At 67.8% G+C, this 22008-nt stretch carries 19 protein-coding genes and 1 pseudogene; 6 read left to right on the plus strand and 14 right to left on the minus strand.

The window, feature by feature from the left end:
- Positions 1-27: 27 nt before the first annotated feature.
- Positions 28-465: an HSP20 family small heat-shock protein gene (locus MSM1_RS00820; RefSeq protein WP_307857244.1), complete on the minus strand. Its 438-nt coding sequence runs from the start codon at positions 463-465 to the stop codon at positions 28-30.
- 343 nt (positions 466-808) lie between these two features.
- Between MSM1_RS00820 and MSM1_RS00825 the strand changes: the two genes are divergently transcribed.
- The gene (locus MSM1_RS00825) at positions 809-1111 is read left to right on the plus strand and encodes a DUF4193 domain-containing protein (RefSeq protein WP_213441228.1); all 303 of its coding nucleotides are present in this window, start codon (positions 809-811) and stop codon (positions 1109-1111) included.
- Between the two features lie 37 nt (positions 1112-1148).
- Here MSM1_RS00825 and gatB read toward each other — a convergent pair whose 3' ends face one another.
- Both gatB and MSM1_RS00835 read right to left on the minus strand, forming a co-directional pair.
- Complete coding sequence (gatB, locus tag MSM1_RS00830; RefSeq protein WP_213439766.1) at positions 1149-2660, minus strand: Asp-tRNA(Asn)/Glu-tRNA(Gln) amidotransferase subunit GatB; 1512 nt, start codon at positions 2658-2660, stop codon at positions 1149-1151.
- Between the two features lie 122 nt (positions 2661-2782).
- On the minus strand, positions 2783-3814 hold the full coding sequence (locus tag MSM1_RS00835; RefSeq protein WP_213439767.1) for an ATP-dependent 6-phosphofructokinase: 1032 nt from the start codon (positions 3812-3814) through the stop codon (positions 2783-2785).
- Between the two features lie 386 nt (positions 3815-4200).
- On the opposite strand from MSM1_RS00835, the gene MSM1_RS00840 reads away from it, so the two are divergent.
- Positions 4201-4848, plus strand: coding sequence for an ATP-binding cassette domain-containing protein (locus tag MSM1_RS00840; protein WP_213441230.1), 648 nt, complete (start codon positions 4201-4203; stop codon positions 4846-4848).
- Positions 4849-4850: 2 nt separating this feature from the next.
- Positions 4851-6764, plus strand: coding sequence for a YhgE/Pip domain-containing protein (locus MSM1_RS00845; protein WP_213439768.1), 1914 nt, complete (start codon positions 4851-4853; stop codon positions 6762-6764).
- Positions 6765-6768: 4 nt separating this feature from the next.
- Here MSM1_RS00845 and gatA read toward each other — a convergent pair whose 3' ends face one another.
- Complete coding sequence (gene gatA / locus MSM1_RS00850; protein WP_213439769.1) at positions 6769-8250, minus strand: Asp-tRNA(Asn)/Glu-tRNA(Gln) amidotransferase subunit GatA; 1482 nt, start codon at positions 8248-8250, stop codon at positions 6769-6771.
- Positions 8247-8546 (minus strand): Asp-tRNA(Asn)/Glu-tRNA(Gln) amidotransferase subunit GatC, encoded by a 300-nt coding sequence (gene gatC, locus MSM1_RS00855; RefSeq protein WP_213439770.1) that lies wholly within the window; start codon positions 8544-8546, stop codon positions 8247-8249. The genes gatA and gatC overlap by 4 nt, the downstream gene beginning before the upstream one ends.
- A 147-nt stretch (positions 8547-8693) precedes the next feature.
- On the opposite strand from gatC, the gene MSM1_RS00860 reads away from it, so the two are divergent.
- Entirely contained in the window at positions 8694-9353 is a 660-nt protein-coding gene (locus tag MSM1_RS00860; protein WP_213439771.1) for an amino acid-binding protein, read from the plus strand.
- A gap of 37 nt (positions 9354-9390) precedes the next feature.
- On the opposite strand, the gene MSM1_RS00865 is transcribed toward MSM1_RS00860, so the two are convergent.
- The 4 genes from MSM1_RS00865 to MSM1_RS00880 all read right to left on the minus strand — a co-directional run bounded on the left by MSM1_RS00865 (position 9391) and on the right by MSM1_RS00880 (position 14772).
- Positions 9391-10701: a sodium:proton exchanger gene (locus tag MSM1_RS00865; protein ID WP_213439772.1), complete on the minus strand. Its 1311-nt coding sequence runs from the start codon at positions 10699-10701 to the stop codon at positions 9391-9393.
- A 295-nt stretch (positions 10702-10996) separates the two neighbouring features.
- Positions 10997-13081, minus strand: coding sequence for an NAD-dependent DNA ligase LigA (gene ligA, locus MSM1_RS00870; RefSeq protein ID WP_213439773.1), 2085 nt, complete (start codon positions 13079-13081; stop codon positions 10997-10999).
- 140 nt (positions 13082-13221) lie between these two features.
- On the minus strand, positions 13222-14187 hold the full coding sequence (locus MSM1_RS00875) for an AraC family transcriptional regulator (RefSeq protein ID WP_213439774.1): 966 nt from the start codon (positions 14185-14187) through the stop codon (positions 13222-13224).
- Positions 14188-14403: 216 nt separating this feature from the next.
- The gene (locus MSM1_RS00880; protein ID WP_307857245.1) at positions 14404-14772 is read right to left on the minus strand and encodes a putative quinol monooxygenase; all 369 of its coding nucleotides are present in this window, start codon (positions 14770-14772) and stop codon (positions 14404-14406) included.
- Positions 14773-14956: 184 nt separating this feature from the next.
- On the opposite strand from MSM1_RS00880, the gene MSM1_RS00885 reads away from it, so the two are divergent.
- Positions 14957-15679: a type 1 glutamine amidotransferase domain-containing protein gene (locus MSM1_RS00885; RefSeq protein WP_213439775.1), complete on the plus strand. Its 723-nt coding sequence runs from the start codon at positions 14957-14959 to the stop codon at positions 15677-15679.
- Positions 15680-15871: 192 nt separating this feature from the next.
- On the opposite strand, the gene MSM1_RS00890 is transcribed toward MSM1_RS00885, so the two are convergent.
- The 3 genes and pseudogenes from MSM1_RS00890 to MSM1_RS00900 all read right to left on the minus strand — a co-directional run bounded on the left by MSM1_RS00890 (position 15872) and on the right by MSM1_RS00900 (position 19010).
- Positions 15872-16879, minus strand: a complete 1008-nt coding sequence (locus MSM1_RS00890; protein WP_213439776.1) for a methionine synthase — start codon at positions 16877-16879, stop codon at positions 15872-15874.
- Positions 16880-17049: 170 nt separating this feature from the next.
- Positions 17050-18424: pseudogene (gene tnpB / locus MSM1_RS00895) on the minus strand (IS607 family element RNA-guided endonuclease TnpB).
- Between the two features lies 1 nt (position 18425).
- The gene (locus tag MSM1_RS00900; protein ID WP_213439777.1) at positions 18426-19010 is read right to left on the minus strand and encodes an IS607 family transposase; all 585 of its coding nucleotides are present in this window, start codon (positions 19008-19010) and stop codon (positions 18426-18428) included.
- A gap of 82 nt (positions 19011-19092) precedes the next feature.
- Here MSM1_RS00900 and MSM1_RS00905 point away from each other — a divergent pair, with 82 nt between their 5' ends.
- Positions 19093-19662, plus strand: coding sequence for a sensor domain-containing protein (locus tag MSM1_RS00905; RefSeq protein WP_213441234.1), 570 nt, complete (start codon positions 19093-19095; stop codon positions 19660-19662).
- Here MSM1_RS00905 and mnmA read toward each other — a convergent pair.
- Positions 19659-20744, minus strand: a complete 1086-nt coding sequence (gene mnmA, locus MSM1_RS00910) for a tRNA 2-thiouridine(34) synthase MnmA (RefSeq protein ID WP_213439778.1) — start codon at positions 20742-20744, stop codon at positions 19659-19661. The genes MSM1_RS00905 and mnmA overlap by 4 nt on opposite strands.
- The gene (locus MSM1_RS00915; RefSeq protein WP_213439779.1) at positions 20741-21922 is read right to left on the minus strand and encodes a cysteine desulfurase family protein; all 1182 of its coding nucleotides are present in this window, start codon (positions 21920-21922) and stop codon (positions 20741-20743) included. The genes mnmA and MSM1_RS00915 overlap by 4 nt, the downstream gene beginning before the upstream one ends.
- Between the last annotated feature and the right edge of the window lie 86 nt (positions 21923-22008).

The raw sequence follows: 22008 nt of genomic DNA on the forward strand, positions 1-22008 counted from the left end.
GACATGGGCCGACTACCCCTCGCCCGGTCAGGCGTCGATGGCCTGCCGCGCTCCGGTCCCGATGGGGATCTTGCGCGGCTTGGCCGCCTCGGCCACCGGAATCGTCAGACGCAACACCCCGTCGGTGTAATCTGCGGTGATCTTGTCTGTATCCAGGTTGTTGCCCAGGTATAGCTGCCGGCTGAATACCCCATGCGGACGTTCCGAGACGAGCCATCCTTGGTCATCGCCGGCGTACGGTCGCTCCGCACGCACCGTCAGGGTCTCATTCTCGACCTTCACGTCCAGCGATTCGGCCTTGATCCCCGGCAGGTCGAACTCCACCACGAACGTGTCACCGTCACGCCGGGCGTCCATCGGCATCACCGCCGGGCGGGCCACGGTACCGAGTGTAGCGCCCAGTAGCTGTTGGGTGAGCCGGTCAAAGTCACGCAAGAACGGATCGAAGCTCAGCATGACTATCACCTCCTCGACAACTCAGACCGATCTGATTTTTTCAACACAGATAACTTATCCGTAACACGGTATATTCCCTGTGTCCCAGCGCAACATCCGAGCGTTCTCGGTCGAGTCGAAGGCGGCTGGTGCCCAGCCCGCAACCGGCCGTCGTGCGGACCCCGGCCCTCCAGCACCCGCAGGGGCATCGCGGTCGCCGCCGAGGCACCACCGCGGCGACGGCTACGCCGAAATGTGATGCAGATCACGACCGAAGGGCGAGGAATCTGGGCACTGAACTCTGTGGCCAGCGCGTTCGAAGCTGCGAGAAGAGCAAACTTGCACTGTCGTTGTCAGGTGAGGGGGCCCGATGATGGCTACGGACTACGACTCTCTACGGCACACCGAGATTGACGATACCTATGAGTACTCCATTGAGGTGCTAAAGGCGCACCACGGCGAAACCGGGCCGGACGTGGGCGACATCGACGAAGTGGAATCCGTGGAACCGTTCGAACCGCCGGGCGCCGATTTGTCCGGCGAGGAGTTGGCGGTCCGGGTCATTCCGAAACGACCCGACGAGTTCACCTGCTCAAACTGCTTCCTGGTGTATCACCGCAGCCGCTTGGCCCGCGAAACGAACGGCGTGACGATCTGCGCCGACTGCGCCTCTTAAAGCGTGTCGACTAGCGGTGTCGCGCATTAGGCGCCGGTTAGCTCTGCCCGCATACGGCCAGGACGAGTTCGCGCACCCGCGCGGCGTCGGCCTGGCCTTTTGTCGCCTTCATCACCGCGCCGACGATCGCCCCCGCCGCTGCCACCTTGCCGGCGCGGATCTTCTCCGCCACTTCAGGATTGGCTGCCAAGGCATCCTCAACGGCAGCCCGGATCAGCGAGTCGTCGCGGACCAGCGCCAGCCCACGCGCACGCATCACCTGCTCGGGCTCGCCCTCGCCCGCGAGTACGCCCTCGATGACCTGGCGGGCCAGCTTGTTGGACAGCTCACCCTTGTCGACCAGCTCCACTACGGCGGCGACCTGGGCGGGGGTGATCGGGAGCTGATCGAGGTCGATGCCCGCCTCGTTGGCCTTCTGGACCAGGAAATTGCCCCACCAGGCGCGCGCCGCCTCGCTGGACGCGCCGTGCTCGACGGTCGCGGCGACCAGTTCGACTGCGCCCGCATTGACCAGGTCTCGCATCACTTCCTCGGATAGGCCCCACTCCTGCTGAATACGCTTGCGCCGCAACCACGGCAGTTCGGGGATGGTCGCGCGCAATCGCTCCACCAGCTCGGCGGCGGGCGCGACCGGCTCCAGGTCGGGCTCTGGGAAGTATCGGTAGTCCTCGGCGGTCTCCTTGGTGCGGCCCGGGCTGGTGTACCCGTTCTCGTGGAAGTGCCTGGTCTCTTGGATGACCCGGCCGCCGGAGGCCAGAATGGCGCCTTGGCGCTGCATCTCATAGCGAACCGCGACCTCGACGCTTTTCAGCGAGTTGAGGTTTTTGGTCTCAGAGCGGGTACCGAATTCGGCGGCCCCGATCGGCTTCAGCGACACGTTGACGTCACAGCGCATCGAACCCTGATCCATGCGCACGTCGGAAACATCCAGGGCTCGCACAAGATCCCGCAACGCCGTCACGTAGGCCCGCGCGATGTGGGGTGCCCGGGCCCCGGCTCCTTCGATTGGTTTGGTGACGATCTCGACCAGGGGAACGCCGGCGCGGTTGTAGTCGATCAGCGATCCGGTGGCGCCCTCGATCCGGCCGGTTTCACTGCCCAGGTGCATCAGCTTGCCGGTGTCTTCCTCCATGTGCACCCGTTCGATCCCGACCCGGAAGCTGCCGCCGTCCGCCAACGGCACATCGAGGTAGCCGTTGATGGCGATCGGCTCGTCATACTGCGAAATCTGGTAGTTCTTAGGCATATCCGGGTAGAAGTAGTTCTTCCGGGCAAAGCGGCACCACGGCACAATCTCGCAGTTCAGCGCCAGCCCGATGCGGATCGTCGACTCCACCGCGGCCTGATTGAGCACCGGCAGCGCACCGGGAAGGCCGAGGCACACCGGGCACACCTGGGTGTTGGGTTCGGCGCCGAAGGTGGTGGCGCAGCCGCAGAACATCTTGGTCCTGGTGGACAACTCGACGTGCACCTCCAGCCCGAGCACCGGCTCGTAGCGCGCCTGGACCTCGTCATAGCCGAGCAGTTCGGCCGCAGGGGCAACCGTCATGCCGCCGATTTTACGGGTCACCACACCGCGGCCGGGCGCCCGTCCGCATAAGACAGGGCCCGGGTGGTCGGCCGCCGATGACTCAGCGGCGGGGCACGTGCTTTCGGCCGGGATGAGCACGCTCAGCCGAAGAACGCCGCCGCGTCATCGTAACGGCTCTGCGGTACCAGCTTGAGCTGGCGCACCGCGTCGGCCAGCGGCACCCGGCCGATGTTCTGCCCTTGCAAAGACACCATCATCCCGTATTCGCCTGCGTGCGCGGCGTCGGCGGCGTTCACCCCGAAGCGGGTGGCTAGCACCCGGTCGAAAGCGGTCGGGGTGCCGCCCCGTTGGACGTGTCCGAGGACGGTCACCCGGACCTCCTTGCTGATGCGCTTCTCCAGTTCAACCGCCAGCTGGGAGGCTACGCCGGTGAATCTCTCGTGCCCGAACTCGTCAAGGCCGCCCTCCCGCAGCGTCATCGACCCCGCAGCCGGTTTGGCGCCCTCCGCGACCACGCAGATGAAGTGCTGTTCGCCGCGCTGAAACCGACGTTTGACCAGCCGGCACACCTCGTCCACGTCGAAGGGCTGCTCGGGGATCAGCGTCAGGTGCGCACCGGACGCCAGCCCGGCGTTCAACGCGATCCAGCCGGCGTGCCGGCCCATCACCTCCACCAGCATCACCCGCTGATGTGATTCGGCGGTGCTGTGCAGGCGATCGATTGCCTCCGTGGCCACCGTCAGCGCGGTGTCGTGGCCGAAAGTCACGTCGGTGCAGTCGATGTCGTTGTCGATCGTCTTGGGCACGCCAACCACGGGAACGTTTTTCTCGGAGAGCCAGTGCGCGGCGGTCAGCGTGCCCTCACCGCCGATCGGGATCAACACGTCGATGCCGTTATCGTCGAGTGTCTGCATGATCTGCGGCAACCCGTCCCGCAGCCTGTCGGGATGCACCCGGGCGGTGCCCAGGACCGTGCCACCCTTAGCCAGCAACCGGTCGTTGCGGTCATCGTTGTACAACTGGATGCGCCGGTTCTCCAGCAGTCCGCGAAAGCCGTTTTGGAACCCGACCACCGATGAGCCGTAGCGGGCGTCGCAGGTGCGCACCACCGCCCGGATGACGGCATTGAGCCCCGGACAGTCGCCGCCTCCGGTGAGAATTCCGATCCGCATGGCTCTATCTTGCCGGGTTGGCCGCCTTAGTGGCACGCAGCCGCAAAAACACCTGAATCGTGCCGTTTTCGGGTGTCTTTGCGTCTGCTCGGCGACGAGCCCGTCTGCCGGGCGACGCCGGTCGCACAACCGGAAATGCCTTTCGCGTGACCGCTTTTCGGGTCGAGCCATGCGCCGAGGCGTTTTCCTTGCCGGCGACGGGACGCGGCGAAGCCGGAGGCGCCGCCCCGAACGTGCCGGCCGGTCAGGGGCGGTCTGCTTTGATGGGTCCGGGGCGGTGTTCAGCTATATCGGATATATCGGGCCAGGCGGAGAGGACAACCGTGGCGGAGCAGGAAACGGCCGAGCAGGCGCCGCCGCCCGCCGTCGTGGCGCGTGGCATTTCGATGAGCGGACCATGGGGTCCGGTCTTCGGGCCGCTCGATCTGGACATCGATACGGGCGGAGTCACCGTGCTGACGGCGCCGGCCGGGCCAGGTCGAACCGCGTTGCTGATGACCTTGGCCGGCCGGATGAAGCCGGCGACCGGAACGATCACGGTGTTCGGGCACAGCAAGGCCCGCGACATCTTCTGGGCTTCGGCGCTGGCCGGTATCGAGCAACTCGACTCGGTGTTCGAATCGGTCACGGTACGGGATCTGATCACCGAGCAGGCCCGCTGGGATGCGCCCTGGTACCGGCTGGTGCGCCGCGCCGGTGAAGCCGAGCAGGAAGCCATGTGCCGGCCGGTATTCGGTGATCTGCCCCTGCCGCGTCTGGGCGACTACGTCGAGCAGCTCGACGAGCTCGACCGGCTGCTGCTGCGCATCGCGCTGGCCAACACCAGCAGGCCGCCACTGCTCGTCGTCGGCAGCATCGACCAGGTGGCCAGCGACCGCGACCGCGAGACCTTGATCCGCCGCCTGGTCGAGCTGGGTGAGCACCAGACGGTGGTTACCGCGACGGTCAACGAGGTGCCCGACCGTCTGGGGATTCGGGCGCAGATCCCGGTAGCAGAGCCGGCCCCGGCCGCACAGCAGAAAGGTGACGACTGACCATGCTCGCCGGAATGTCGTTGGGCACCGACCTCAAACGCTACTCACGCGGCGCCATGCCACGGGTGGCGCTGGTCACGATCATCGTGCTGCCGCTGCTGTACGGGGCGATGTACCTGTGGGCGTTTTGGAACCCGTTCGCCGCGGTCGGCAAGATTCCGGTCGCGCTGGTCAACGACGATCGCGGCACCACTGTGACAGGCCGGGAACTGCGGGCCGGTGACGACGTGGCCGATGCGCTGACGAAGTCCGGTCAGCTAGACCTGCACCAGATGTCGGCACGCCAAGCGGCCAAAGGGGTTTCCGACGGCAGCTACTACTTCTCGATCACGCTGCCGGCCGATTTCAGCGCGGCCGTGGTGTCGCCTGCGGGGCCACATCCACGCAAGGCCGAGATCCAATTCCGGTTCAACGACGCCAACAACTACCTGGCGTCGGTCATGGGGCAAAACGTCGCCCGGGAGGTGCTCAACCACGTCAGCGCCAAGGTCGGCGAACAGGTGATCGGCACCGCGCTGACACGGGTCACCGGCGAGGTCAAGAGGGCAGCCGACGGCGCCGGCCAGCTGGCGACCGGGTCCCACACGCTCGCGGAAAACCTGGCCATCGCGCGTGACGGCTCGGCACGACTCGCCGACGGCAGCCGGCAGCTGTCCACGGGAATCCAGCGGGCTACCGACCCGCTGCTGAAAACGTTGGACGACATCGCCGCGTTGGGCTTGGACGCGAATGAAGCCGGTGCCGCGGCGACGCGACTAAGCGGCAGCCTCAAGAACCTGACCGAGCGCATTGCCGCACTCAACGTCAATTACCGGCAGGCCGCCGACATCGTCAACCAGGTGGTCGACGGCTTGCGCGCGAACCCTGATCCGAATGTGCGGGCACTCGGTGACACGCTGGCCGACGCGCGCCGCCTGCTCAACGCCACGGGGATGGACCCGGCCACCGACGAGGGCCTGGCTCGACTGCGCACCAACACCCAGCAGCTGGAAAACGACCTAGCCGACCCCAACAGCCGGCTACGCACGTTGATCGCCCGCACGCTGGACGGCGGGTTGAAGTCGGATCTGGTCGCGTTGCGCACTGGCGCCGCTGACCTCGACGCCGGTGCGCATCAGCTCAATGCTGGGCTGGTGCGGCTGGCCGACGGGAGCAACCGGCTTGACGACGGCGCCCGGCAGCTGGCCGCCGGGCTGGGGGCGGCTGACCAGCGGGTATCGGTGCTGACCGATCAGCAGCGCATCCAGCTCTCCCAGATCCTGGCGAGCCCGGTTGGTGTCGACACGGACTTCACCCACCACGCGGCCACGTTCGGTACCGGGTTCGCGCCGTTCTTCTTGCCGCTGGCCTTGTTCATCGGCGCATTGATCATCTGGATGCTGTTGACTCCGCTGCAAACCCGCGCCATTGTCCACGGGCTGGGCGCGTTGCGGGTGGTGCTGGCCTCCTACTGGCCGGCGCTGCTGCTGGGGGTGGCCCAGGTAGCGCTGATGTATGCGGTGGTGCATTTCGGCGTCGGCCTGCAAGCCAAGTACGCCGTTGGCATGGTCGCCTTCCTGATCCTGGTCGCGGCGGCGTTCCTGGCGTTGATCCAGGCGTTCAACGCGGTTTTCGGTGTCGCGGTGGGCCGTGTCGTCACGCTGGCGTTCCTGATGTTTCAGCTGGTCTCCTCCGGCGGGGTGTATCCGGTGGAGACGACGGCGAAGCCGTTTCAGATCCTGCATCCCTACGACCCGATGACCTACGCCGTCAACGGGCTGCGGCAGCTGACGGTCGGCGGGATCGACGCCAGGATGTGGATCTCGGTGGGCGTGCTGTCGGGAGTGCTCGCCGGCTCGCTGGCGGCAAGCGCGTGGGCGGCCCGACGCAATCGCCAGCTCACGCTGGAACGGCTGTATCCACCGATCGAAGTCTGAGGCGCTACAGAGGTGACGGCAGCGGGCCGCGGGCGGCCTCGTAGGCGGCCCCGACGCGGTAGAGCCGGTCGTCGGCCAGCGCCGGCGCCATGATCTGCAGGCCCACCGGCAACCCGTCGTCCGGTGATAATCCCGACGGCACCGACATCCCGCAGTGCCCGGCCAGGTTCAGCGGCAACGTGCACAGGTCGAATAGGTACATGGCCAGCGGATCGTTGACCTTCTCCCCCAGCCGGAACGCGGTGGTGGGCGTCGTGGGCGACACCAGGACGTCGACCGACTGGTAGGCCCGGTCGAGGTCGCGGGCGATCAGTGTGCGCACCTTCTGCGCCTGGTTGTAGTAGGCGTCGTAGTAGCCCGCTGACAGTGCGTAAGTTCCGATCATTATGCGCCGCTTGACTTCTGGCCCAAATCCGGCGGCCCGGGTCAACGCCATCACCTCCTCGGCGCTGTGGGTGCCGTCGTCACCGACGCGCAGCCCGTAGCGCATGCCGTCGAAGCGGGCCAGATTGCTGGACACCTCGGACGGCAGGATCAGGTAGTAGGCGGACAGCGCGTAATCCAAATGCGGACAGTCGACCTCGCTCACCTGGGCGCCAAGTGCGGTCAACTGCTCCACGGCGGCCTGGAATGACGCCAGGACACCGGGCTGGTAACCCTTCCCGCGCAGCTGGCGGACCACCCCGATGCGCATGCCTCGCAGGTCGCCCCTCGCGCCGGCCCGCGCCGCCCCGACGACGTCGGGCACCTCGACATCCAGAGAGGTGGAATCGCGGGGATCGTGCCCGGCGATCACCCGGTGCAGCAGGGCGGTGTCCAGGACGGTGCGCGCACACGGCCCACCCTGGTCCAGCGACGACGCGCAGGCCACCAGGCCGTAGCGCGACACCGTGCCGTAGGTGGGTTTGACGCCGACCGTCGCGGTGAGCGCGGCCGGCTGGCGGATCGAGCCGCCGGTGTCGGATCCGATGGCCAGCGGCGCCTGGAAGGCGGCCAGCGCCGCCGCGCTGCCGCCGCCCGAGCCGCCCGGCACCCGCTCGACATCCCAGGGGTTGCGGGTGGGCCCGTAGGCGGAGTTTTCGGTCGAGGAGCCCATCGCGAACTCGTCCATGTTGGTCTTGCCCAGGATCGGGATGCCGGCTGCGCGCAGCCGCGCGGTGAGGGTGGCGTCGTAGGGCGATCGCCAGCCTTCCAGGATCTTGGAACCGCACGTGGTCGGCATGTCAACCGTGGTGAACACGTCCTTCAACGCCAGGGGCACCCCCGCCAGCGCAGACGGCGGCGACTCACCGGCGGCCAGCGCCGTGTCGATCGCGGCCGCACTCGCGAGCGCCTGCTCGGCCGCCACATAAAGGAAGGCGTGGTAGCGCTCGTCGCTCGCCGCTATCTGGTCCAGGCAGGCCCGGGTGAGCTCGGTGGACAACAGCTCGCCGGCCGCAATTTTGGTGGCCAGCGTCGCCGCGTCCAACCGGAGAATGTCAGTCACTGGGGCTCTCCGAGGATCTTGGGCACCGCAAAGCGGCCGTCAACGGCCTCCGGAGCCTGCTCGAGCACCCGCTGCCGACTCAGGCTCGGCGTGACCTCGTCGGCGCGGGTGACGTTGACATCCCGGAGCGGGTTACCGGTGGGCTCGACACCGGTGACATCCACGGCCTGGATTTGACTGACGTGGGTCAAGATGGCGTCGAGTTGCCCGGAATAGCTATCCAGCTCGGCATCGGTCAGCGCCAGCCGAGCCAGCCGGGCCAGATGCGCCACCTCGTCACGGGAGATCTGGGACACGACCGAACAGCCTAGACCGTGTCGGCGGGCGGGGGTTTGCTCGGATCAGATGTGCATCCCTCCCCGGGCAGCGGCTAGCAGATCCGGCCCGGTGTGGGCTCGGCGCACCGACATGCCGTGCGGGCCTCGCTGTGCGACAGTGTGCGTGTGCCCTCCTATCTCCTGCGCGTGCAACTGGCCGATCGGCCGGGCAGCCTGGGTTCGCTGGCCCTGGCGCTCGGCAAGACGGGCGCCGATATCTTGTCGCTCGATGTGGTGGAGCGCTGCTGCGGGTACGCGATCGACGATCTGGTGGTCGACCTGCCCGCCGGGGTGATGCCGGACGCATTGATCACCGCCGCGGAGGCGCTCAACGGCGTGCGGGTGGATAGCCTCCGCCCCCATACCGGGCTGCTGGAAGCGCACCGGGAGCTGGAGCTCCTCGATCACATCGCCGTGGCCCCCGATAAGGCGGCAAAGCTGCAGGTGCTCGTCGACGAAGCCCCCCGCGTGCTGCGGGTGGGCTGGTGCACGGTGCTGCGCGGTTCTGAAGCCGGGTTGCACCGGGTGGTCGGCAGCCCGGGCGCACCGGAAACCCGGCTCGTTGCGGTCCCCTGGCTGCCGATCGAGCGGGCGGCGGCGCTCGACGGCACCGCCGAGTGGGTCCCGCGGGTGTGGCGTGAGATGGATACCACCCTGGCCGCGGCACCGTTGGGCGATCTGCACACGGCTGTGGTCGTGGGCCGCCCCGGCGGTCCGGCATTCCGGCCCTCGGAGGTCGCGCGGCTGGGTTATCTGGCCGGGATCGTTGCCACGATGCTCCGCTGAACACCGGCCATGCTGCGCACGGCTGCGCGATCACCCATCATCGTGACAGGGCGGACAACCCCGCGTGGCCACGGGCAGGCCGTCGTTGATGGCCAGTGAACGGGGCGGCCACCGTCGCCCGCAGGTGGCGGCGGTTGACGATGAGCCCGGTGGCCGCCAGCGCGGCATACAGACCGGACAGCATCAGCCTGTCCGGGATCGAACTCAGCGGAAACTGCGCCACGAACAACCCCAGCAGCACCCAGGCAACATAGCGGGGGAACCGCAAGGCCAGGATCAGCGCCACCCCCATCAGGGTTTGCGTCGCGGTGAGGAGCACTTCGCCGATCTGGCGGGCGTCAAGCCGCAGGGCCAACCCGCCGCCGCCGATCAGGTAGGACAGCGGCAGCGAGCCGACCAACAAGGTCCACTGGTTGACTTTCGCCGAGATCAGCATGGCGATCGCGCTAGCGCCCCGGCCCCGGGCGGCCAGCAGGACCGCCACGATGAGCTCCGGCGCTTCCGACGCCACCGGCGCCACCCACTGCACCAGCAAGAAGCGGTCGGCGCCCAACCGCGTCCCCGCGGCGATCAGGTTGTTGGCGAATGGCGCGGCACACAGCAGGATCACCGTACCGGCGGCGGCGAACAACGTCATCACGGTCACCCGACGGGTCCGCCTGGAAAGGGCGGCCAGCGCCGCGGCGGTGCCGATCAGTTGCGGCTCTTCGACCTCGTCACGGCTCATGGTGTACAGGTAGAAGCCGAACCATCCCAGCAGCGCGGCGCCAAGCACGATGTGGATCTGGCCGCTGACGGGCACCGCGACCGCGACGAGACCGGCGATCAGCAAAAACCCCATCTGAACGCGGTTACCCGGCGTCAACGGCAGGGTGGCATTGCCGATACCGGGCCGGCGCGCCACCACGGCCGCGACCAGGACCACCGCCGGCCACCCCAGGCCCATCAGCAGCCGGTTGGATCCGGTCATGTTCGCCGACGCGAACTGCAGGTAGGCCGGAACGTGGCCGGCGGCAAACGCATAGTACAGGTCCACGAAATACTCGGGCAGCACCGCGACCACGGCCAGCACCGCGATGGCCAGCCCCCCGGACACGTCGAGTTGGGCCGCTTCGGCCGCCCACGCCAGCAGAAAGCTGGCCGACACCACGGCAGCCCCGTCAAGCACCAGCGCGGCGCCGGGACTCGGGTGAGCACCGGTCAACCGCACCAGCAGCGCGGGCGCCACACACCCCGCGATGATCAGCGCTGAGCGCGTCAGCACGCGCGTCGCCGGTCGCCGGCGAGCCGCTGGGCGCGCCGGCGCTAACGCGGCTACCCGATCGTTGACGGGTGTGCCGATCGCCATGGGCACCGTCCTTTGGTCACGGCCCGCGGCCACGGCCCGTGGTCACGGTCCGCGGGCGTCGGGCCGAAAGCGGCCCGCCTGGCAGCTTAGACCGGGCGACTCCCAAACAGCAACATAGTAGGGCTAGCAAAACCTAGGATCACTACGAGCAAAATAGCTGCTCAGATGCCACTAATGCAGTTATTCGGCACGCCTAACTTGACTTTTTCAGCAACCTTCACGTAATCGCCGGACGCCCAGTGCGCCCAACCGTGCATAGCCTGCGGGTCGCGCGGCGATCCCAGAGTTCCGGCCGTCATTCGACCCTGGAACCGCCCGGCGGTCCCTCGGCAAGTAGCCGCCGAAACCCGTCCTCGTCGAGAATCGGGACACCCAGCTCGACGGCTTTGTCGTATTTCGACCCCGGTGAATCGCCGACCACGACGTACGCCGTCTTCTTTGACACCGAGCTGGCGGCTTTGCCGCCGCGCGCCACGATGGCCTCCTTGGCGCCATCGCGCGAAAAACCTCGGAGCGAACCGGTGACCACGATCGACAGGCCCTCCAGGGTGCGCGGCACACCGCTGTCGCGCTCATCGGCCATGCGCACCCCGGCGGCCCGCCACTTCTCGACGATCGCGCGATGCCAATCGACGCTGAACCACTCGGAGACCGCCTCGGCGATGATCGGTCCGACCCCTGCTACCGCGGCCAGCTGCTCGACGGACGCTGACATGATCGCGTCTAGGCTGCCGAACTCGCTCGCCAGCGCCCGGGCGGCCGTCGGCCCGACGTGACGGATCGACAGCGCCACCAGCACCCGCCATAGTGGTCGCTTTTTAGCCTTCTCCAGATTCTCCAGCAGCCGTTTGCCGTTCGCGGACAACGTACCGGCTTTTGTCCGGAACAGCTCGGTGCGCAACAGGTCATCCTCGGTCAGGTTGAACAGGTCACCCTCGTCGGTGATGACGTGCGCCTGCAGCAGCGCGACGGCCGCCTCATAGCCCAGCCCCTCGATGTCGAAAGCACCGCGACCGGCGGCGTAGAACACCCGCTCGCGCAGTTGCGCCGGACACGACCGCGCGTTCGGGCAGCGAATGTCGACGTCACCCTCCTTAGCTGGAGCCAGCGGCGCACCGCACTCCGGACACGTGGTGGGCATGACGAATTCGCGTTCGGACCCGTCACGCAGGTCGACGATGGGCCCCAGCACCTCCGGGATCACGTCGCCGGCCTTACGGATCACCACGGTGTCACCGATCAGCACGCCCTTGCGCTTGATCTCCTGGGCGTTGTGCAGCGTGGCCAGCCCTACCGTCGAGCCGGCGACCTTGACCGGTGTCATGATCGCAAACGGGGTGACCCGTCCGGTGCGGCCGACGTTGACCCGGATATCGAGCAGCTTGGTGTTCGCTTCCTGGGGCGGGTACTTATAAGCGACCGCCCAGCGCGGCGCCCGTGACGTCGAGCCCAGCCGGCGCTGCAATGCGATGTCATCGACCTTGACCACCACACCGTCGATTTCGTGCTCGAGGTCGAAGCGGTGCTCACCCCAGTAGGCAATGCGGTCCTGCACCGCGGCGATGCCGCGCACCCGGGTGGTGTGCTCCGACACCGGTAGGCCCCAGGCCTTCAGCGCGGTGTAGGCGTCGTGCAAAGTGGCGGGCCGGAATCCCTCGGTGTGGCCGACGCCATGGCAGATCATCCGCAGCTTGCGCCGGGCCGTGACGGCGGGGTTCTTTTGCCGCAGCGACCCGGCCGCGCTGTTGCGGGGATTGGCGAACGGGGCCTTGCCCTCCTCGATCAGGCCGGCGTTGAGCGCCTCGAAGTCGGCGATCCAGAAAAACACCTCACCGCGCACCTCCAACACGGCGGGCACCGGGAACTCGGCACTGCCGCGCAGACGTTCGGGCACATCGTCGATGGTGCGGGCGTTCAGCGTCACGTCTTCGCCCGTGCGGCCGTCCCCCCGAGTGGCGGCATGCGTCAGCCGGCCGTCCCGGTAGACCAGGCTCAACGCCACCCCGTCGATCTTGAGCTCACAGAGATAGGCGGCGTTGTCGCCCACCACCGGCTGGATACGTGCCGCCCACGCGTCCAGCTCCTCGGGGGTGAACACGTCGTCGAGGCTGAGCATGGGTTCAAGGTGGTCGACGGGAGCGAAGTCGGTGGCGAACCCCGCGCCACCGACCAACTGCGTCGGCGAATCCGGGGTGCGCAGTTCGGGGTAGGCGTCCTCGAGCGCGTTCAGCTCGTTGAAAAGCTGGTCGAATTCCGCGTCGGAGATGACCGGCGCGTCCTTGACGTAGTAGAGGAACTGGTGCTTGCGGACTTCTTCGGCCAGCTGCTGCCACCGGCGCCGCACCTCGGGCGCGACGGACTCAACCTCTGCTGGGCTCACTCCCGCAGGTTATCCGAGGATGCGATGCCGGGGGCGATGCCGCCGTCAGATCGACGCTGTGAGCGCCGGCGATTCACCGATTGCGTCCCGCTCGGGCCCACCCGGAACCTGCCCCCGGCCGGGGCTGGTCACCGCCGGCGTCAGCTCGCATCTGAACGTATTGCGCGCAGCCCCTGACCCAAAGACTGGGCGTTGGCATAGTCTTTGGGCGTGGTGCCGAAACGGCTCCGAAACTCCTTGATGAAGTGCGACGTGCTGGCATATCCGACCGCCCGGGCGACGTCGGTGACGCCCAGCTGCCCCGCTACCAGTAATTCGCGGGCTCGGTCCAGGCGTGTCTCCTTCACGAACCGATACGGTGAGCGACCGGTCACCTCCCGGAACAGGTGCGAAAACGCCGACGGGCTCCAGCTCACCTGCTCGGCCAGATGGCTTACCGTCAGCGGTTCCGACAGATGCTCGTCGATGTAGCTCAGCGCCGCGGCGATCGGATTAGCCAACGTCTGTTGCGCGGCAATGCGCAGCATCCGGGCGAACTGCTCACGCTGCAATACCCGATACACCACTTCCTGGACGTATAGCGGCGCCAGGACCCTTCGGTCCGCGCCCACCGCCAGCGAGCGCAGGAACCGCAGCACGCTGCTCATCAATTCCTGGTCGAGAGTCGAAACCATGCAGGTGGTGTCGGGATCACCGGTGTTTGTGCCCGGCCGCCCGGACGGGAGTGCCACCACCCGCCGCTCCAGCATGTCCGCGGACACCTTGCGCACCAGCGACGGATCGATCTGCAGCACCAGGGACAGGAACGGCTTTCGCGGCGAGGCCTCCAGGATCTCCGCCTGGAAAAGCAGGTTGCTGCCTAACACCAGGTAGTTGGACCGGTCGTACACGTACCGCTGACCGCCAACGGTCACCGCCTTGCGCCCTTGCGCCACAATTCCGAGCGACAATGACTGGATTTCCTCCCACTGCGGCGCCTGCGGCTTGGTGAACCGGTAGATTGTCAACCCCGGCCACAGTCCTGAATTCGCGCCGGCGCGGGGTGCGCGCGCAGCAAGCTCGGCAATCAAGTCCCGCGTTGTCACGGAATGTTCGATCTGGCTCACCGCCGACACCTCCAGCCCGCGCAGTGTGGTCGTTTCATTAACACATCTTGGAACACATCTTGAACACATCTTGGACCGCTCGCCGTTCCGGCGGTGACAAGGTGCGCCTGGCATGGCCCCGGCGCCCCATGCGGCGAGGCGCGTCAGGGACCCGGACCGCGTGGCGGGGTGCCGGCCGGGGCGCAGACGACAGCGCGCGGCGGCCCCACGCGGCGGTCAGGTGTCCGGGCCGATGGTCGTGAACGTCTGCACCGTGCGGCTCGCCAAGCGGGGAATCGCCTCGTTGAGGACCAAGCTTCGGAACGCCTCGGTGGCCCGATGCTCTTCATACCCGCTCGGGTCGGTGTAGTGCTCGTAGAGCACAAAGGTGTTCGGATCATCGGCGCTGACGTGGGCTTGATAGCAGATCACCTTGGGCTCGGCGCGGCTTAAGGGAGTCATCTTCTCGAGGAGCGCGCGAATGTGCTCGGCCTCCCCGGGGTTGGCGACCCAGGTGGCAATGACGACGAATCCCGTGGCGATACCCCTCTCGTTGCGCGGCGACGACCCACCTTCGGGTATTACCCCTAGCAAACCGCACCGCACGGCCGTCACGGTAGCGCGTTCCTGCCCATGCTGCGCCCATTCCGATTCGGCCAGCGGCCGATATCGCGTTTCAACAAACTTGTGTCGCAAAGTCGCTCGATGCCTGGCGGGTGCTCGGCGGCGAACCTAACCTGAATTGCGCAGATATACCAGATAGACGGCAGCGACGAAACGGAGAATGCGCGTGACACGTGTACTGTTTGCAGTCTCGGGTTCGGATCACTGGACCCTCGCCGATGGGACTAAGCACCCCTGCGGCTACTGGCCGGAAGAACTCGCGGTCCCGCACGAGGTATTCACGCAGGCGGGCTTCGACATCACCATCGCCACCCCGGGAGGGGTTCGCCCGGTTGCCGACGAGGCCGGGTTCACACCCGAGATGAACGGTGGCGCAAGCGAACCGGGTGAGCGGTTTCGCGCTTATCTGGAAAGTATCGGGGACCAGCTCGCCGCGCCGGCCGACCTCGACACGGTGAAAGCCGACGATTACGACCTGGTGTTCATCCCCGGCGGGCACGGACCAATGGAGGACCTCGCGGAGTCGGAGCGCTTCGGCGCCTTACTGGCTGACTTCACCGCGCAGGGCAAGCCAATCGCCGCGGTGTGCCACGGCCCCGCCGCGCTGCTGCCCGCCCGTGGCGCCGACGGGGCGTGGTTGTTCGCCGGGCGTAAGGTGACCGGCTTTGCCAACACCGAGGAGGCACAGGTCGGGTTCGCCGACAAGGCGTGCTGGTTGCTCCAAGACCGCCTCACCACCCAGGGCGGCTCTTATGAGCAGAGCGACGCGCCGTGGTCACCGCACGTCACCGTCGACGGCAACCTCTACACCGGCCAGAATCCGGCGTCCTCGGAGCCGTTGGCGAAGGCCCTGGTGGCCAAGTTCGCTGCGGCCACGGGCACCGGCTGAGCCCACTGCGCGGCGGCACAACGCGCCATACCGGGCGCGGTGGTGGGGGGTCGTCCCGAGTGGGTTCGAGGGGGCTCGGCCACAGCCGGGGCGGGCACCGCACGCCGGGACAGCGGGGCACCTGGCTACCGCCGAAGTGACGGTCGCCGGATGCGGGCGCCGAGGCTCGTTTCAGCGCTGGCCCGCCGCTGCTCAAATCGCGTCGGGGTCTTGCGCGAACACCTCGGCGGCCTCGCGGGCGAGCCGGATCGCGTTGCGCGCCCATTGCGGTGTGGCCGCGGCCAGACCGCCCGCCGGGGTCACGCCGACGCGGTCGGCCAGCGCTGAGCGGGCAAAGCCGAGCCGGTCGATCACCGCGGCCACGGCGCCGGCGATCTGCTCCACCGAAGGGCGCCGCGGCGGATCGGTCGCGGCGACCACACCCAGCACGATGGTGCGCCCGGATTCGACAAACTCCGCGATACCGTCCAAATCCGCGTTCTGCAGCGTGGCGGCCTGAACCGAAACCGCGCCAATAGTACTGCGCTGCAACAGATCCCATGGAATAGCCGACCCGCAGGCGTTAAGCAGCACCTCGCCTCCGGCGGCACAGGTGTCGAGCATGGCCAGCGCGTCGGTCTCCTCGATCGGCTCCACCGGGGTGAGCGCGGTCACCCCGGTCAGCCGCCCACCCACCGCCGCCGCCAGCGACGGCTCGTCGAACTGCACCGCCACCGGGGTGTCCAGCCGCCGCGCTACCGCCGCGCGGTGCGCGGCGATGCCTTCGGCCAGCGACGCCGCCAGGTCTCGCACCGCGCCCGGATCCGTGATCGCCCGGTGCCCGTTGGCCAGTTCCAGCTCCGCGGCCAGGGTGATCGGCCCGGGCGCCTGCACCTTGATCGCGTGACCGCCACCGCGCAGGCCCGCCAGCTCCCAGGCCTCCTCGAGGGCGTCGACATCCTCCTCGAGCAAGCTGACGGCTCGGCGCGTCACCTTGCCGGGCCGGGCCGCGATCCGGTAGCCGCGCGGCACCGTGTCGATGGCCACGTCCACCAGCAGCGCGCCGGCGCGCCCGATCACATCGGCGCCCACTCCCCTGGCGGGCAATTCGACGATGTGGGCGAGCGCCCCGGCCAGCTCACCGACCACGATCTCGGCGGCTTCCCGCGGCGAAGTGCCGGGCCACGACCCGGTGCCGCTGCCGGTCGCGAAGACACTCACCGGGCAACCGTATTCGACGCCTCACCGGGAGCCGGGCGCCGGGTGTGCTGCCGCTTGGCCAGCCCCGGCTACCCTCGGAAGAGGAAAGGCTGCATCGACGATGCCGAAAGCGGTAGCGCTGCGGCCGCTGGTGGTGTGCTGAGCCGTTGCAAGTGGGTGATCTTTAGTGGTCACGCGACTTGCACCCCGTCTCGGGGTTGTTCGGCGGCCTTGCGGCCGCGTCCCTTCCGCGCTTCACGGCCACCTGCCCGGCCAGGCCGGGTCTTACGGTCGGCTCCACGCTTGACGGCGGCCCCAACTGGGCCGACGACGCTAATGGTTTCCTGGTAGCGCGCGAGGTTGATCGCGGCGTTGTCATCGCGCTGATGGACCGCCAAACACGTGGCACATTGCCACTTTTCGTCCCATCCGATGTCCTGCACATGCCCACAAAGGTGGCAGGTTTTGCTCGACGGGAACCAGCGGTTGGCCACCAACTGCGACCCGTACCAGCCCGTTTTGTAGGACAGATGCCGGCGTGGTGTGCCCAGGGCGGCATCGGAGTGCCCGCGCCGCCGGGCACGAGCCCCCGGCAGCCCTTTTTGCCGCAGCATCCCGGCGGCGTCCAAACCTTCCACCACGATGCGGCCGTGGGTTTTGGCCAATCGTGTTGTCAGGACGTGCAGGTGATGGGTGCGGACATCGTTGAGCCGGCGATACAGCCGAGACATCTCGGTGGTGCGCTCACGGTAGCGCCGTGAGCCTTTCCTGCAGCGCGACCGTGCCCGGCACACGTGGCGTAGCTCGCGCAGCGCCGCGTCGAGCGGTCGCGGATTAGCCACCTGTTCGATCACCAGACCCTCAGCGCTGGCGACCGTCGCCAAACGACGCACACCCACGTCGACACCCACCCGCGAACCTGGTTGCGCGACCCCGGGTTGCAGCGGGCGCTGCACCAGCACCCGAGCACTCACATCCAGGCGAGTGCCGTTGCGGCGCAAGCTGATCGCCAGCACCCGCGCCCGCCCAGCACGGATGAGTCGCTCGATGCGGCGGGTGCTCTCGTGGGTGCGGGCGGTGCCGATCACCGGCAAGGCGACATGCCGGCGATCCGGTTCGACGCGCATCGCCCCGGTGGTGAACGTCACGCGGTCGGCGTCGCGTCCCTTCTTCTTCAACCGGGGGAAGCCCATCGGCTTGCCCTCACGTTTGCCCGATCGGGAGGGTGGCGTCCCAGTAGGCGTCCACCGCGGCGGCGATCCCGCCCGCGTAGGCCTCTTTAGAGCACTCACCCCACCACGGCTGGCCCGTCTCGGCGTTGACACACACCTCGTCTTTGACCTGATTCCAGCGTTTCCGCAGCACCGGCAGCGAGGGCCTCGCTGTCTTAACACCGGCGGCGCGCCACGCCCGGATATCGCCTTTCAGCGTGGCGGCGGCCCAGTTGTAGGCCTTGCGGCGGGCCCCGAAATGCCGCGCCAGCGACCTGGCTTGATCCGCGGTCGGGTCCAGGGTGAAACAGAACGCCTGCACACACCAGCCGTCGGGCACCTCGAAACGCGGCATCTCAGGCCACCTCCACCTCGTCGGACGCCGCGGCCGCCAGCGCGCGCTTGGCCCCGTTCTGCGCAGCGCGTTTGCCATACAACCGAGCGCACATACTGGTGAGGATCTCGCTCATATCGCCCACCAGGTCGTCATCGACCTCAGCGGAATCGACCACCACCAGCTCACGGCCTTGGGCGCCAAGAGCGGCTTCGACGTATTCAGAGCCGAACCGGCAGAACCGATCCCGATGCTCCACCACGATCCGACTCACCGTCGGGTCACGCAGCAGCGCAAGGAACTTGCGACGGCGCCCATTCAACGCAGAGCCAACCCCGACAACCACCTTGTCGACCGGGATCTGTTGGGCGGTGGCCCACGCCGTCACCCGAGCCACCTGCCGATCCAAATCAGCCTTCTGATCGGCCGAGGACACCCGCGCGTAGACGGCGGTGCGCCCTCGTGAGCCAGCCTCGCCGGTCGGCTCATCCACCACAATCAGCCGACCCACTCGCCGGGCGGGCACCGGCAGCAACCCGGCGCTAAACCAGCGATACGCAGTCACCCGCGCAACACCGTTGCGCTCAGCCCACGCCGCCAGATTCACACTTCTGTTCCTACAGCACACCGCTGACAACTACCGACCACTCAACCCCCAACAGTTGGCAGCCCTGCTGGCCGCGGCCTGTATGCGGGTCGTGGGCGGCACCCCGGTGTTCAACGGCTTGCCCTACCCGACGTCACCCGTAGACGTCGACACGATCCTGCTGGATCAGTCGCGGATGCGCGCGATTACCAGAGCCGGCGAAAGCCTGAGCGTCATCCCGTCGATGGACACCAGGCACCCGATGGATCTCAACATCCTCGCCGAGACGGCGCCACCGCAATGCCAGTTCGTTTATTCGGAGACGGCAACTTTCGGGTCGGACATCGCCGGGTTCCACAAAAGAACCTTCCAGGATCCGCCGGCCAGCGCGCTGATCTCCGAGGGCGCCGCGGCTTATCACGATGCCGGCACCGCGCGGCGCGCCTTCGACTCCCTGGCGGCGGTCGTGCAGCGCTGCGCGGGCAGCCCCACGGGGGAGCTTCTCGTCGGCGCGTGGAGCGCCGATGCCGAATCCCTGCATACCCGGCCCGGCGGCTGCGGGCGTGACTACCGTCTTAAATCCGTGGTTTTGCTGGAAGTCACGTCCTGCGGGTTTCCGGAGTCGGTGTCCGAGATCGTGATGACGAACCTCGCCGCCCGCGTACCCGGTTAACGGGAGGGCGCCGACGTGCCCGCGATCGTCGCGCTGCCGATCACCTCGTCGCCGTCGGGGTCGGGCCGGTAGAGCACCAGGGTCTGCCCGCGCGCCACCCCGCGCAGCGCAGACCGCAACCGAACGACAAGCTCACCATCGACCAACTCCGCTATGGCACCGACGGTTTCGCCGTGCGCACGCACCTGAACCTGGCACTCGACGGGTCCCGACGGCGCTGTTCCCGAGGTGAACACCGGTGCGCGCCCGGTCAGCGCCCACACCGCCAGTTCAGAGGCAGCGCCAACGCGCACGGTACCGGTGTCGGCGTCGATCGCGGTCACATAGCGCGGACGGCCATCTGGTCCGGGCCCGGCGATGCCCAGCCCCTTGCGCTGGCCGATGGTGAAGTTGTGCACCCCGCCGTGTTCGGCCAGCACCGTGCCGCGGGCATCGACCACCCGGCCGGGCCGCACCCCAAGCCGCTCACCGAGAAAAGCGCGGGTGTCTCCGGAGGGAATGAAGCAAATGTCATGGCTGTCCGGCTTCTCGGCGACCGCCAGCCCCCGGCGCGCCGCCTCCGCGCGGATCTGCGGCTTCGGTGTGTCGCCAACCGGGAACGCCGCGTGGCGCAGCTGATCGGCGGTGAGCACGGCCAGCACGTAGGACTGATCCTTGTCCCGATCGACAGCCCGGCGCAGTCGCCCGTCGGAGAGCCGTGCGTAATGACCGGTGGCCACGGCATCAAAACCCAGCGCCAGGGCACGCGCCGACAACGCGGAGAACTTGATCCGCTGGTTACACCGGATGCACGGGTTCGGTGTCTCCCCGCGTGCGTAGGACAACACGAAGTCGTCGATCACATCCTCTGTGAACTTGTCAGCAAAATCCCAAACGTAAAAGGGGATCCCGAGGAGATCGGCGACGCGGCGGGCGTCCCTGGCGTCTTCTTTCGAGCAGCATCCCCGCGACCCGGTGCGCAGCGTCGCCGGAGCAGCGGACAGCGCGAGGTGCACGCCGACCACGTCGTGCCCGGCGTCGACCATCCGGGCGGCGGCCACCGACGAGTCGACACCGCCGCTCATCGCCACCAGCACTTTCATCGAGCCGGCCCCGCGGCTGCCACAGCAGCCCGGCGGGCGCGGGCCACCGCGCCGGGAAGCACCGCCAACACCGCATCGATGTCAGCGTCGACACTGGTGTGCCCCAGCGACAGTCGCAGCGAACCGCGGGCACTGGCCGCATCAGCGCCCATCGCGACCAGGACATGCGAGGGCTCGGCCACTCCGGCGGTGCATGCCGATCCGGTTGAGCATTCAATACCGTTGGCGTCCAACAACATCAACAACGCATCGCCTTCGCAGCCGTCGAAAGTGAAGTGCGCGTTTCCCGGTAGACGCCGGGCACCGACGGCGCCGTTGAGACGGGTGCCCGGGACCTGGGCCAAAACCGCGTCGATCAGCCGGTCACGCAAGGAACGAAGCCGTGTGCCGTTGGCCTCCAGGCCGTCCACGGCGATCTGCAGCGCCGTCGCCATCCCGACAGCTGCGGCGACATCCGGTGTTCCGGAACGGATGTCGCGTTCCTGGCCGCCACCATGCGATAACGGCACACAGGCGACGTCCCGCCGCAGCAGCAATGCCCCGGCACCGGGTGGGCCGCCGAACTTGTGCGCGGCCACGCTCATCGCGGACAAGCCGCTGGCGGCAAAGCCAACCGGCAGCTGGCCGACCGCCTGGATGGCATCGCTGTGCATGGGAACCTCGAATTCGGCAGCGATCGAGGCGAGTTCGGCGATCGGCATGATGGTGCCGACCTCATTGTTCGCCCACATCACCGACACCAGCGCAATGTCGTCATGGCGCTGCAGCAGCTCGCGCAGCGCGGCCGGCGACACCGACCCGTCGGGGGCGGTAGGCAGCCACGTCACTTCGGCGCCGTCATGTTCGGTGAGCCAGTTCACCGTGTCGAGCACGGCATGGTGTTCCACTTCGGTGGTGACGATGCGCCGGTGCTGCGGCTGCGCCTTGCGGCGCGCCCAGTAAATGCCTTTCACGGCGAGGTTGTCGCTTTCGGTGCCACCTGCGGTGAAAATCACCTCTGACGGGCGCGCGCCCAACTTGTCCGCGATCAGTTCGCGGGATTCTTCCATCCGGCGTCGTGCCGCGCGCCCAGAGGTGTGCAGCGACGAGGCATTGCCGACCGTGCCGAGCACAGCCGCCATGGCCTCGATGGCCGCGGGATACATCGGGGTGGTGGCGGCATGATCCAGGTACACCATGACGGGCTCAGGATACCGGGCAATTGCCCCCACCCGGCGGTGATGCCGGCCGGGCGGCGGCACACCCGGCAGGCCGAGCCGGCGGG

The sequence above is a fragment of the Mycobacterium sp. SM1 genome (genome assembly GCF_018361265.1).
Lineage (GTDB): Bacteria > Actinomycetota > Actinomycetes > Mycobacteriales > Mycobacteriaceae > Mycobacterium.